A 13,652-nucleotide genomic window follows, 5' to 3' on the forward strand; every position below is an offset into this window, starting at 1 on the left:
GTGGGCAAATGAAAAAGACAGAGAAAATCTATATGGTCGTTCAGCGTAAAGCTCGCTCGTTGGAAGAAGTGAAGCAGGACATTATTGACTGGTTGAGCTTTTTACGGATCATGACAACAATTGAAAACTATTGTTTTGGCAATGAAGAAGTACAAGAATTTGACTTAGCAATGATTACAGAGCGAATTCAAGGATTTACAGAAAAAGAGGATTTGTGGATCAAAATAAAAGGACAGAGTGGAGAATCTCAACTGCATATTTCTGAGCTTACCCTTCATGACCGAACAATTATAGATAAGGATCTATTTTTTGCTTATCAGACTATGATCGAAGATTATTTTGATACCCGGATGATCAAAAACGGTGTGTATGGTTATATTCGATCATTAGATGAATATTTGTATAATAATGTGGAAATCATTGAGAAACGAACATTCGAAATGCCAGAGGAAATTGAGAAATTGCCGAAGCGCTATAATCGGAATAAAGAAGTCATCGTTGATTGTAACCAATTAGCGGGTTATGATATTTTTTTTAAAGGGCTGTGTTTAACTTCTTGCTGGAAGATGTACTATTCGGCTCTTTTTTTTCAGATCATTCCTAAACCGATTTTTTTAGAAGTTCAGCAGGTACAGTCGATCACAGAACTAGCGAATAATGTACTTAAGATAACGTTATTCAACGATCCCTTCAACTGGGAGCTGCCGGTCAATCAAAAATATCAACGCTTATTCAGAGATCAGATGGGGTATGATCAACTTGCGTGGAATAATGGAACTGGGGTTTTACGCCCACCATATATTGAGTACGCATTTATTGAAGAGGTGACACAAACTGTTCAGTATCAAAATCATTATTATCAACCTGTTGAAAAAAAGGATGCCACCTATTTTGTGACCAGAAGCTATGACGGTATCCACCATAAATATGTTGAAAATCGTACAATAGGAATTTTAAATGCGCAAGCTTATTTTCCTTGGATCGATGAAAAAAGTCGCAAGATGATGAATTATCGAGTGCTGAATCCTCAGATGGCGCTAGATGGTGGTCTTTCAGCGTATGAATTTTATATCCGACAATTTTTAGAAATCAACGTTTTGGATCAAAAGTATGATGAATTCGTTTCTGTACTGCGTTTTTATTTACCACAAGAGGCAATCAAAGAGGTTCCATTAGAAGCATTATGGGATAAACTGATCGATGTAAATATCAGTAACTTGAAACAAAAAGAACGATCGACACGTTTTGATCTACAAAAGGCTAAAAACCATTTACGAGTCGTGTTTTTAGATTACAGTTATCTAGAATCTGTCAACCAAACGATCGATATTAGTGAGTAAATAGAAAAGAGCCCAAAACAAAACTGATCTTTCGTTTTGTTTTGGGCTTTGATTCCGTATAAACGGTGAGAAAAAGACAGCTTTGTTCTTAATAACGATCACTGAATGATTTGATCACTATCGATCACGATTTCAGCTCCGGTAATGAAACTGGCTTCATCGCTAGCTAAATAAATGACCCATTTGGCTACATTTTCAGGATTGCCAAAATCAGGAAATTGAACATACTTTTTATAATAAGGTTTAATAGTTGGAAATGTTGTTTCTATCAGTGGCGTAGTGCTCACACTTGGACAAATTGAATTCACACGTATATTGCAAGATGCGTATTCATACGCTGCATCAAGTGTATATGAACGGACCACCTCTTTGATTGCTGTGTAAGGATGGTGTTCATCTAAACCGTTTAAGCCTTCAACGATTGAAATATTTATAATTGAACCGCTATTATTAGGCACCATCAAAGGAATGATTTGTTTTAATCCATAAATAAAAGGGCTGACCACTGTATTTTGTAAAGCGTTCAAATCCTCATTCGTTAAACCTAAAAGCATTTTAGGTGAAATGATACTAGCACAGTTAACGAAACAATCAATCTTACCATACGTTTTTATTATAAATGAAAGACTTTTTTCCCAGCTTTGCTGAGAGTTGCTCGTATGTTCAAGAGCGATCGCTATCCCGCCATTTTCTTTAATTTTAGAAATAATCGGAGTTAATTTTTCTAGAGTTGTACTGGTACAGATAACGAGAGCACCTTCTTTAGCAGTAGACAATGCGATGGCTTTGCCGATAGTGTTTGTAGCCTCTGTAATCAATATGGTTTTACCTGCTAATTTATTCATAAAAAAACCGCTATAATGAAGCTCATTATAGTTATCCTTTCCGGTTATTTTAAACACGTAATGTTGGCGTAAATTTTATTAACTAGTATGGCTTAAGTGTAATATAATTTTTTTAGGAACGCCAATGATATAAACCGGAGAATTTTATAGCAAGAAAAAACTGAGTCAAAACAAAACGTTTTGACTCAGTTTTTAGTTTAAATAATTAGTTTTTGGCAACGGGCTTTTTGACAATACCTAGGATAACGGCAGAAACGACTGCACCGATTGCAATAAATACAAGATATAAAATAGGATGACTTAACAATAATGCGACAAAGATTCCGCCATGAGGTGCTAATAAACGAATACCGAATCCGCCAACTAAACCACCAGCTAAAGCTGAACCAACGACAAAACTTGGAATGACTCTTAATGGATCAGCTGCGGCAAATGGAATCGCACCTTCTGTGACAAAAGACAACCCCATCACCAAATTCGTCAAACCAGCATCTTTTTGATCTTGAGTAAATTTGTTTTTAAAGAGCAATGTTGCGATAAAGATCGCAAGAGGAGGAACCATTCCGCCGGCCATAACAGAAGCCATGATAATACTACCACCTTCTGTTACAGTTGCTGCAATCGATGCTGTACCAAATACATAAGCGGCTTTATTGATCGGTCCGCCCAGGTCGATGGCCATCATTCCACCTAGTAGAACTCCAAGAAGAGCAGCATTTGTGCCGTCTAGACCTAGTAGAAAATTATTTAGTCCATCATTGATGATTTTCATTGGGACGTTGATCAATAACATCAAACCACCAGTGATCAGTAAACCAAAGACTGGGTAAAATAAGATTGTTTTGATGCCGTCTAGTGATTTAGGTAAGCCTTTGAACAGTTTTTTCAAGAAGATGATGACATAACCTGCTAAGAAACCACCGATCAATGCGCCTAAAAATCCAGCACCGCCAGTATTAGCTAAGGCTCCAGTCGTGAAACCAACGATCAAACCAGGTCTGTCAGCAATACTAGAAGCGATAAAACCAGCTAAAACAGGTAGCATAAAACCAAATGCTGCACCACCGATTTGATTGAACCAAGAAGCAATTTCATTATAAGAACCTAAACTACTAAGTTGATCTTGAGGGACACCGATAAATTGATCGATCATAAAAGAAAGGGCAATTGCGATTCCGCCGCCGATAACAAATGGCAGCATATGAGAAACGCCATTCATTAGATCTTTATAGATACGTGAACCAACTGAACCATCAGCAGAACTGTCTTCATCAGTGGCCTCTGATTCTGTTCCATGAAAAATTGGCGCATTGCCGCTAGTTGCAAGATTGATCAATTCTTCTGTTTTACGAATACCATCACTAACTGGGCGATTGACTAACTCTTTTCCATCAAAACGGTTCATTTCAACTTTTTTATCTGCGGCAATAATGACACCATCCGCACGCGCAATATCTTCGGCTGTCAATCGATTTTTGATTCCTTCTGAACCATTTGTTTCAACTTTGATCTCAACACCCATTTGTTTTGCTTTTTTCTTCAACGCGTCCTCGGCCATATAAGTGTGAGCAATACCTGTTGGACAAGCCGTAACGGCAACCACAAATTTTCGAGTTGATTCTGATGGTGTTTGAGTTGATTCTGCAAGCTGTTCTTGTTTTTCTTCTGTTTCTTTGGCTTCTTCCGCAGATTGGAACAAATTTTGAACGTCTTCTGGCGTTTTAGTTTCTTTTAATTTTGCAACAAAATCCGGATCCACAAGTAGACGGGATAAAGCTGCCAATGCTTGTAAGTGAGTATCATTTGCGCCTTCAGGAGCAGCGATCATGAAAAATAAGTATGTCGGTTGACCATCAAGTGCTTCATAGTCAACACCTTTGCTGCTTCTTGCAAAAAGAACAGTCGCTTCTTTGACCGCTTTGTTTTTGGCATGTGGCATTGCGATTCCATCACCCAAACCAGTAGAAGTCTGAGCTTCACGTGCTAAAATACCTTCTTTATACGTAGCGATATCAGAAATTCTGCCACCGTCATACATCTTTTGAACCATTTCATCAATAGCGCCTTTTTTATCAGTTGCCTGTAGATCCATGATCATCACATCTTTGACAAGTAACTCTTTGATGTTCATAAAAATTCCTCCTTAATTTAAAAGCGGAACAAATCGGTTAATCCAGTAGGAAATTAGGAAATTGATTTGTGAAGTACGCTTTCTTAAATGTGTGTATCTTTTTAACAAATTCTTTTAATTGAATTTAAAGAGTCAGCGGATTTGTTCCACAACAACTTCCGAAATCAATTCATTGATCAAATCAGCTGTTGCTAGATCATCTGAAAATGCTGTAGCACTTCCACACGCGATGCCCCATTTAAAGGCTTCGATAGGATCGTTATTTTTAGCAAAGGTACCAACAAATCCAGCGATCATGGAATCACCTGCACCAACTGAATTTTTCAAAGGTCGTTTTAAAACATTTGATTGATAGATGCCAGTAGGAGTGAAAAGTAACGCCCCATCTCCTGCCATGGAAATAATGGCATGTTTTGCGCCATTTGTTAATAAACGTTCACCAAAGGGCAAAATGTCTTCGATAGTTTGAAATTCTACGTTAAATAGTTCTGCTAACTCATGATTATTCGGTTTAACAAGTAATGGTTCCTGCGGCAATGCGTTCAGCAGATCGGCTCCTGTCGTATCAATAATGAAATCCGTCTTTTTTTCTTTTACGATTTGAATCAACTCTTCATAGAAACCTTTACGTAGAGAAGCTGGGGTGCTGCCGGATAAAACCACGATATCGTCAGCTTGTACTGTACTTAAAATTTGTTTTAAGTTCTGCATTTCTTCATTGCTGACAGTAGGCCCAAGCCCATTGATCTCTGTTTCTTCATCAGATTTTAGCTTGATGTTGATTCGAGTATCCTCACCAACTGGTGTAAAATTCGTTTGAATTTTTTCTCGTGTCAGCCAGTCAGAAATGAAAGTTCCTGTAAAGCCTCCAAGAAAACCAAGTGCTGTCGATTCAGCATTGATGCGTTTTAAAATACGTGAAACGTTGATTCCTTTTCCCCCAGGAAGCTTAAAGTCTGCTGTCATACGATTCAAATCACCCAATTTAAGATCATCAACATGAACGATATAGTCGATCGAAGGGTTTAGTGTTACTGTGTAGATCATTTTTTTGCCTCCTTAATGGTTGTTTTTTTCTGAAATTGTTCCAAGATATCAGGTGAACATTGGTTCGTCAGTATACTCACTGCTTCAAGATCAGTGACTTTTGTGAAAGTTATTTTATTCAGCTTTGTTTGATCGATCAACACATATGCTTCTTCAGCATGAGTGATGGCCAACTGTTTTAGTGCAGCTTCTTCAGGATCAGGAGTAGTTAAACCAAATTCTGGATGTGCTCCATTCATACCCATAAAAACTTTATTGAAGCGAAAACGACTAAGCTGTTCTAAAGCAGTCGAACCTACGATTGCTTTCGTCGATAATTTTAATGAACCACCTAAGATGATGGTGTTGACGTTTAAATCACCTAGCTTGGCGGCGTGATGCACAGAGTTCGTAACAACAGTAATCTTTTTGCCTGATAAAAAGGGCAGCATTTCTAGAGTGGTAGAACCAGCGTCTAAATAGATAACATCGCCATCTTGAACAAATGAACTCGCCAATTTAGCGATCATCTGTTTTTCTTGCGTGTTTTTGACTGATTTTTCCGTCATGTCTTGTTCGAAACCCAAATTCAAGATCCGTTTGGCGCCACCGTGAACACGCTCTAAAAATTCAGCTTCTTCCAATTCCTTTAAATCCCGTCGAATCGTTGATTCTGATGCATCTAATAAAAGAGCCAAATCTTGTGATTTTACAATTGGTTGTTGGTCAAGTAACCGCAAAATTGCTTGATGTCTTTCTTCTGTAAGCATTTTCACACCTCTTTCATTGAACATAATAGCACACTCAAATTCGTTATGCAATCAAAAACGGTCAAAAACAGTCAGAAAGATTCTTGAACCTTCAAAATGTTGGCAAGAGCCAAATCTATTATTTGACAAGAGCACGGGTTCTTGGCTTAATGTAGATAACAAAATCGGAGGGATGAGTATGGGAGATCGTACGATATTGCAAGGATTTGAATGGTATTTACCAGCAGACGGCCTTCACTGGCAACGAGTGAAGGAGCTGGCAGAAAAACTACATAAATCGGGATTCAACGGTATTTGGCTGCCGCCAGCTTATAAAGGAGCAAATGGGATCAACGATGTTGGTTATGCTCCGTATGATTTATACGATTTGGGTGAATTTGATCAGAAAGGGACGATCTCAACAAAATATGGTACTAAGAATGATTATTTAGCGTGTATCAAATCATTAAAAGAAGCTGGAATCGAAGTATATGCTGATATTGTATTTGATCATTTTATAGGCGCTGATGAGGAAGAAAACGTCTCTGCTATAAAATACCTTCCAGAAAATCGTAATGAAAAAATCAGTGGTGAAGAAGAAATCACGGCGTGGACGAAGTTTACGTTTCCAGGAAGAAAACAAATGTACAATGATTATATCTGGACATGGCGAAATTTTTCAGGTGTGGATTTTGATGATCGCCGTAAGGACCATGGGATTTTTAATTTTGACGGAAAAGGCTGGAAAGACGATGTTGATAAGGAAAATGGCAATTATGATTACTTGATGGGCTGTAATTTAGACTTGTCTTACCCTGAAACAGTCCAGCAGCTTAATAAATGGGGACAATGGTATCAAGCGTTGACTGATGTTGATGGATATCGTTTGGATGCAGTAAAGCATATTCAGTTTGACTATTTCGTCGACTGGTTACTAAATAGAAGAAAAGAAAAAGGGAAGGATCTATTTGTAGTTGGAGAATATTGGAATGGCGATATAGAAAAATTACTCAATTATATCGATCAATCCGGCGCATTGATTTCTTTATTTGATGTTCCGTTACATTATCATTTGTATGAAGCGGCTAATTCAAATGGTCAATATGATATGCGGAATATTTTTGAAGGAACGTTAGTAAAAGAGCGTCCGGAGTGGGCGGTGACATTTGTCGATAACCATGATACTCAAAAAGGTCAAAGTTTGGAGTCATGGGTCGACGGCTGGTTTAAAGTTCATGCCTATGCATTGATTCTCTTGCGTAAGTCTGGAACACCTGTCGTCTTTTGGGGGGATCTTTTTGGAATTCCCAGCGAAAATGTAGAGCCCGTTGGCACAAAACTGAACTTGTTGTTAAAAATCCGAGAATCTTTAGCTTATGGTAATGAGCTGGACTATTTTGATGATCCAAATGTTGTTGGCTGGGTCAGAACGGGGGTTTTTGAAAACGAACAATCAGGTTTTGCTGTGATTATGACCAATGCTCAGTCTGGACAAAAGAATATGACGATCAGTGGGATTCATGCTGGAAAGACTTTCATCGATATTCTCGGAAATAATGCGGCAAAAATCATATTAGATGAAAAAGGGGCTGGAGATTTTCCTGTCAATGGTGGTGAGGTTTCCATCTATGTAAATGAAGAAATGGCTAAAAAAATAATGCATGAGTAAATGGGCCAACTATAAGTTGCTTTGTACTAGTGGATCAATTTTGACAAAAGTATTTTAGAAAAGTAGAGATTCCTCATAATCAGATAGAATGTTTCCATAGAATATGCTAAAGTTAATAAGTACTAAAAAAGCATTAAAAAGGAGAATGGAAATGAAAAAAATGAAATTGGGGCTTGTTTTTGTTGTTATGGGAATGTTATTTATTAGTGGATGTGGAAACACAAGTACCAAATCAGCGAGTAGCGATGCTAGCAGCAGTAGTCAAAAAGAAAGTTCAGAGACTTCTACTAGTGAGGTGTTAGAATCTTCTTCAAGTGAGAGTCTTGAAAAGACAGATGAATCAGGCAACTCTAAAACCTTTAAATTGCTGATCGAAGGCGCTCAATCACAGGTTCCTAATTTGAAAAAGCAATATGAAGGGATGTACTCGGATATTTCAATCACTGAGGGAGAAGACAGTACGATCGTTTATACGTACACATTTGCAGAACAATCTGTTGCGGAAGTTGATGCAGAAGCATTAAAGCCAACTTTAGTCAAAGGTCTAAAACCAGTGATCGATGGAGCGAAGTCGATCATCCCGGATGTTAAAATTCGAGCGATATTCTTAAATCCTGATGGTAGTGAAGTTCTTAATCTATTGATCACACAGGAAGATACAGATAGCGTTACCACTGAAGAGTAACAAATAATAATACATTTTAATCATGTTAAATTCTGCTGAACTGATCGAACCTATTGGGAATAATCAGTTCAGCTTTTGCGTTTTTTTTGGTATAATAGATAAGATTGAAAAAAGAGAGAGGACGTTGATGATGGCACAAGAAAACGCCTTGATCCAAGGTATGAATCCAAAGCAAAAAGAAGCTGTTTTGCATACAGAAGGCCCTTTATTAGTTATGGCTGGAGCAGGAAGTGGAAAGACGAGAGTTTTGACTCATCGTATCGCTTACCTGATCGAAGAAAAAGATGTGAATCCCTGGAATATTTTAGCGATCACATTCACCAATAAAGCCGCAAAAGAAATGCGGGAACGGGTAGGAAAATTACTTGAAACTGGCGGCAATGACGTTTGGGTTTCAACTTTCCACTCGATGTGTGTTCGGATTTTACGTAGAGATGTAGACCATATTGGCTACAATCGCAATTTTACGATCATCGATACCTCTGAACAGCGGACATTGATGAAACGAATTTTGAATGAGCTGAATATCGATGTGAAAAAATACGATCCACGCTCCATTCTAGGGACGATCAGTAACGCAAAAAATGAATTACAGACACCGGAAAAAGTGGAAGAGCTGCAAGGCACACCTTATGAAGAGGTCGTAGCTAAGTGCTATAAAATGTACCAAAAAGAACTAAGAAATAATCAATGTATGGATTTTGATGACTTGATCATGAACACGATTCGCCTGTTCAATGAGCATCCTGATTCTCTTGAATACTATCAAAATAAATTTCACTATATCCATGTGGATGAGTACCAAGATACCAACCATGCGCAATATACCTTGGTCAATATGCTAGCGGCACGCTTTAAAAATCTTTGTGTTGTTGGTGATGCTGATCAAAGTATTTATGGTTGGCGTGGAGCTGATATGCAGAATATCCTGGATTTTGAAAAGGATTATCCCAATGCCAGTGTGATTTTACTTGAACAAAATTATCGTTCGACGAAAAAAATCCTTGATGCTGCAAACAATGTCATCAAAAATAACCGTAATCGCCGAGATAAAAGTTTATGGACTGAAAATACAGATGGTGAGAAAATCGTTTATTATCGTGGAGATAATGAGCGGGATGAAACACAGTTCATTGTTGGGCAAATTCAAAAAGAAATGCGTGAAAAAGACCGAATTTATGGTGATTTTGCAGTGCTATATCGTACGAATGCTCAGTCACGTGTCATGGAAGAAATGCTGTTGAAATCGAATATTCCTTATACGATGGTTGGCGGACATAAGTTCTATGATCGTAAAGAGATCAAAGATATTTTAGGGTATTTGAATATTATTTCTAATTCAATGGACTCACTTAGCTTTGAGCGTGTAGTGAACGAGCCTAAACGTGGGATCGGCAAAAGCTCTGTTGAAAAATTACGAAGCTTTGCGCAAATGCATGGCTGGTCTTTACTAGAAGCTGCTCAAAATGTCGATTTAGCGAATATTACTGGTAAAGCAGGGAAAGAATTAGGCAATTTTGGCTTGATGATCCAGGATTTAACACAGATGATCCCTTACTTGACGATTACAGAATTAGTCAAAGAAGTTTTAGAACGCAGCGGCTACCGTGAAGAATTGGTCAGACAAAACAATTTAGAGTCTCAAGCACGATTAGAAAACTTGGATGAGTTTTTAACAGTGACCCAAGAATTTGATAAACGCTATGAACGACAAGGTGAAGAAGAAGCGGATGCACCAGAAGAAAAATTAGCTGTTTTCTTAAATGATCTAGCCTTGGTTTCCGATTTAGATAACTTAGAAGAAAGCACTTCCCAAGTAACCTTGATGACGTTACACGCGGCTAAAGGCTTGGAATTCCCAGTCGTCTTTCTGATTGGGATGGAAGAAGGCGTCTTTCCGCTTTCAAGAGCGATGCTGGAAGAAAGTGAGCTTGAAGAAGAACGTCGTCTTGCGTATGTAGGAATCACGCGAGCAGAAGAAATTTTATATATTTCTAATGCTTTTTCTCGGACGTTATATGGAAAAACGCAATATAATCGTCCAAGCCGTTTTCTGGATGAAATCGATGAAGAATTGATGGACCAGCAAGGTTCGATCGCAGCCCCGAAAGCACCTGCAAGAACGTTTGAACCGAAGGTCTTTAAGCCAGCTTATACACAACCGACAAAACAACCTGTAACAGACAAGGTTGCAAGCGGCGGCGAAGCGATGGCTTGGAAAGCTGGAGACAAAGTGAAGCATAAAGCTTGGGGAACAGGAACAGTGGTTCGAGTGGGTGGTACAGCGAAAGATTTGGAATTGGACGTGGCATTTCCGGAAAAAGGAATCAAACGATTACTGGCGGCATTTGCTCCGATTGAGAAAATATCTTAGGTTGTACAGAATGGACATTAGGAAAAAGAGAGAGTCATTGTGAAAAAACGAGTCACGAAGTCAATTTTCTATTTTCTAGTAGAGACTGCACGGCTCATTCCACATCTATCGTTATCCAGCTGCATGAGCCAGTCTCTCGAGAAAAAGATAAAGCCTAAATGAGGTGAAAAGCACCTCATTCATGTTTTCCTATTTTCTAGTCGAGACTGAACGGCTCATTCCACATCTATTGTTATCCAGTTGCACAAATCAATCCTTAGGAAAATAGACAAATTGTCAGTGTGACAAAAAACGTCACAAAGTCAATTTCCTAATTTTCTACAGGATTAAACGATTTGTTCCGCATCTATCGTTATCCAGCTGCACAAGCCAACCTCTCGGAAAAAAGACAAAAATAGAGTGAGACAAAAAGCGTCTCAATCTATTTTTCCTATTTTTCAGTCGAGGTTAAACGGCTTGTTCCGCTTTTATCGTTATCTAGCTGCACAGGTCAGCCTTTCTGGAAAAAGATAAAAATGAATTGTGGCAAAAAGCGCCACATTTCATTTTTCCTATTTTCCGTTCAAGGCTAAGCGACCTGTTCCGCTTTTAAATTTAGGAGGGATCTACCATGGCAGAGGTGCCGTTGACATTAGCCGAAGCAACAGAGAGAGTAAAAGAATTGCGCGGTCAGTTGAATCAGTATGCTCATGAATATTATGTGGCAGATAAGCCAACTGTAGAAGACTATGTGTACGATCGCTTATACAAAGAATTAGTAGATATAGAAACAGAATATCCGGATTTGATCACAGCTGATTCACCTTCTCAACGTGTGGGTGGTAAAATTTTATCTGGTTTTGAGAAGGTCACCCATGAAGTTCAAATGTATAGCTTGAACGATGGGTTCAGCAAAGAGGATATTTATGATTTTGATGAACGTGTGCAAAAATTAGCTGGTAAACCAGTTAGTTATTGCTGTGAGCTGAAAATCGATGGATTAGCGATTTCATTAAAATATGAAAATGGAAAATTTGTTCAGGGAGCTACTCGAGGAGATGGCACAGTAGGAGAAAATATCACTGAAAACTTGAAAACTGTCAAATCGATTCCCTTAGAATTGAAGAAGCCGATTTCTATTGAAGTACGCGGCGAGTGTTACATGCCGAAGCAATCTTTTGTTAATTTGAACAAAGAACGGGAAGAAGCGGGACAGGATGTTTTTGCGAATCCTAGAAATGCCGCTGCTGGAAGTTTACGCCAACTAGATACGAGTATGGTAGCGAAAAGAAACTTGAATACTTTTTTATATACAGTAGCAGATTTTGGTCCGATGACAGCTCAAACGCAATTTGATGCACTCAATGAGTTATCAGAAATTGGTCTAAGAACAAATCCTGAGAAAAAGCTATGTAAAGATATTGATGAAGTTTGGGCTTACATTGAAGAGTATCATGAAAAACGAACAGAACTTCCTTATGAAATCGACGGAATCGTGATCAAAACCAATGAGTTTACGATTCAGGATGAACTAGGCTTTACGGTCAAAGCTCCGCGCTGGGCGATCGCTTATAAATTTCCGCCGGAGGAAGCTCAAACGGTCGTAGAAGAAATCGAATGGACGATCGGACGAACAGGTGTTGTGACCCCAACTGCTGTAATGCAGCCAGTACGAGTTGCTGGAACAACCGTTAGTCGAGCAAGTTTGCATAATGCCGACTTTATCGCGATGAAAGATATCCGTTTGAATGATACAGTAATCATTTATAAAGCTGGAGATATTATTCCAGAAGTTGCGCAGGTCTTAACGGAAAAGCGTGCTGAAAACAGCCAACCTTATGAGATTCCAACCCACTGTCCTGTCTGTGATAGTGAGCTGGTTCATTTGGATGAAGAAGTTGCTTTACGTTGTATCAATCCAAAATGCCCTGCCCAGATCAAGGAAGGCTTAAATCATTACGTGTCTAGAAATGCAATGAACATCGATGGTTTAGGACCAAGAGTTTTAGAGCAGATGTACGATACTGGTTTGGTTTCGGACGTAGCTGATTTGTACTTTTTAACAGAAGAACAATTGATGACCTTAGAGAAAATCAAAGAAAAATCAGCAAATAATATTTTTCAAGCCATTGCTGCTAGTCGGGAAAATTCCGTTGAACGTTTGATTTTTGGGTTGGGGATTCGTCATGTTGGCGCGAAAGCAGCCAAAGTTTTAGCGGAGCATTTTGGCGATCTATGGGCAATCAGTCAAGCAACGAAAGAAGACGTTGTAGCGTTAGATTCCATTGGTGAAACAATTGCTGATAGTTTAGTCACTTACTTTGATAATGAAGAAGTTCATGAATTGATGGATGAACTGACAAAAGCCGGTGTGAATTTTGAATACAAAGGGATCCGTACGGCTCAGTTAGCTGCAGTAGAATCTCCGTTCAAAGACAAGACGGTCGTTTTGACTGGGAAGCTGACCCATTATAACCGTGAAGAGGCTAAAGAAAAAATCGAAAGCCTTGGCGGTAAAGTCACAGGCAGTGTCTCTAAGAAAACAGATATTGTGGTAGCTGGAGAAGATGCTGGGAGTAAGTTGACTAAAGCTCAGGATCTTGGTATCGAGGTTTGGGATGAACAGCAAATGGTTACAGCAATTGACAACAGTACAACAGCTGATTCATAAGAGTAGCTATATCGCTAAATTATCACAATTTTTTTCAATTATAAGTGATTTTCTTTGGTCTCTAGCCAATTTTCTTAGAATTTTATGATAGAATAAGGAAAAAGCTGTTTTATCAAACGAAATGATTCATTTAACAGTATAAATTTGAACGAAAGAACTCTAGCAAGTTTGTGTTCTATTTGC

General features: G+C 38.6%; 9 protein-coding genes. 5 read left to right on the forward strand and 4 right to left on the reverse strand.

Features of this window, described 5'->3' with window-relative positions; all coding sequences use genetic code 11:
• The first annotated feature begins 8 nt into the window (after window positions 1–8).
• Window positions 9–1,340, forward strand: coding sequence for a hypothetical protein (locus tag CC204_RS18895; RefSeq protein WP_088271585.1), 1,332 nt, complete (start codon window positions 9–11; stop codon window positions 1,338–1,340).
• A gap of 98 nt (window positions 1,341–1,438) precedes the next feature.
• On the opposite strand, the gene CC204_RS18900 is transcribed toward CC204_RS18895, so the two are convergent.
• From CC204_RS18900 to CC204_RS18915, 4 genes are all read right to left on the reverse strand, one after another.
• Window positions 1,439–2,185 carry an SDR family NAD(P)-dependent oxidoreductase gene (locus tag CC204_RS18900; protein WP_088271586.1) on the reverse strand — a complete coding sequence of 249 codons (747 nt, stop codon included), beginning with the start codon at window positions 2,183–2,185 and terminating at the stop codon, window positions 1,439–1,441.
• Between the two features lie 205 nt (window positions 2,186–2,390).
• Window positions 2,391–4,316, reverse strand: a complete 1,926-nt coding sequence (locus CC204_RS18905) for a PTS fructose transporter subunit IIABC (RefSeq protein WP_088271587.1) — start codon at window positions 4,314–4,316, stop codon at window positions 2,391–2,393.
• A gap of 132 nt (window positions 4,317–4,448) precedes the next feature.
• Window positions 4,449–5,363, reverse strand: coding sequence for a 1-phosphofructokinase (pfkB, locus tag CC204_RS18910; protein WP_088271588.1), 915 nt, complete (start codon window positions 5,361–5,363; stop codon window positions 4,449–4,451).
• Window positions 5,360–6,112 carry a DeoR/GlpR family DNA-binding transcription regulator gene (locus tag CC204_RS18915; protein WP_088271589.1) on the reverse strand — a complete coding sequence of 251 codons (753 nt, stop codon included), beginning with the start codon at window positions 6,110–6,112 and terminating at the stop codon, window positions 5,360–5,362. Before CC204_RS18915 ends, pfkB begins: the two co-directional genes overlap by 4 nt.
• Before the next feature lie 178 nt (window positions 6,113–6,290).
• Here CC204_RS18915 and CC204_RS18920 point away from each other — a divergent pair, with 178 nt between their 5' ends.
• The 4 genes from CC204_RS18920 (at window position 6,291) to ligA (ending at window position 13,469) form a co-directional block, all read left to right on the forward strand.
• On the forward strand, window positions 6,291–7,760 hold the full coding sequence (locus tag CC204_RS18920; RefSeq protein ID WP_088271590.1) for an alpha-amylase: 1,470 nt from the start codon (window positions 6,291–6,293) through the stop codon (window positions 7,758–7,760).
• Between the two features lie 151 nt (window positions 7,761–7,911).
• Complete coding sequence (locus tag CC204_RS18925; protein WP_088271591.1) at window positions 7,912–8,445, forward strand: hypothetical protein; 534 nt, start codon at window positions 7,912–7,914, stop codon at window positions 8,443–8,445.
• 130 nt (window positions 8,446–8,575) lie between these two features.
• Complete coding sequence (gene pcrA / locus CC204_RS18930) at window positions 8,576–10,819, forward strand: DNA helicase PcrA (protein ID WP_088271764.1); 2,244 nt, start codon at window positions 8,576–8,578, stop codon at window positions 10,817–10,819.
• A 610-nt stretch (window positions 10,820–11,429) separates the two neighbouring features.
• A complete protein-coding gene (gene ligA, locus CC204_RS18935) occupies window positions 11,430–13,469 on the forward strand; it encodes an NAD-dependent DNA ligase LigA (RefSeq protein ID WP_088271592.1) in 2,040 nt (679 codons plus the stop codon).
• Window positions 13,470–13,652 lie beyond the last annotated feature (183 nt).

This window comes from Enterococcus wangshanyuanii, assembly GCF_002197645.1.
GTDB lineage: Bacteria > Bacillota > Bacilli > Lactobacillales > Enterococcaceae > Enterococcus_L > Enterococcus_L wangshanyuanii.

Bases quoted from the DNA above. Each gene is read 5' to 3' on its own strand.
- CC204_RS18925 (WP_088271591.1), top strand. From the start codon at position 7,912: ATGAAAAAAATGAAATTGGGGCTTGTTTTTGTTGTTATGGGAATGTTA.
- CC204_RS18905 (WP_088271587.1), bottom strand. From the start codon at position 4,316: ATGAACATCAAAGAGTTACTTGTCAAAGATGTGATGATCATGGATCTA.
- ligA (WP_088271592.1), top strand. From the start codon at position 11,430: ATGGCAGAGGTGCCGTTGACATTAGCCGAAGCAACAGAGAGAGTAAAA.
- CC204_RS18920 (WP_088271590.1), top strand. From the start codon at position 6,291: ATGGGAGATCGTACGATATTGCAAGGATTTGAATGGTATTTACCAGCA.
- pcrA (WP_088271764.1), top strand. From the start codon at position 8,576: ATGGCACAAGAAAACGCCTTGATCCAAGGTATGAATCCAAAGCAAAAA.
- CC204_RS18915 (WP_088271589.1), bottom strand. From the start codon at position 6,112: ATGCTTACAGAAGAAAGACATCAAGCAATTTTGCGGTTACTTGACCAA.
- CC204_RS18895 (WP_088271585.1), top strand. From the start codon at position 9: ATGAAAAAGACAGAGAAAATCTATATGGTCGTTCAGCGTAAAGCTCGC.
- CC204_RS18900 (WP_088271586.1), bottom strand. From the start codon at position 2,185: ATGAATAAATTAGCAGGTAAAACCATATTGATTACAGAGGCTACAAAC.
- pfkB (WP_088271588.1), bottom strand. From the start codon at position 5,363: ATGATCTACACAGTAACACTAAACCCTTCGATCGACTATATCGTTCAT.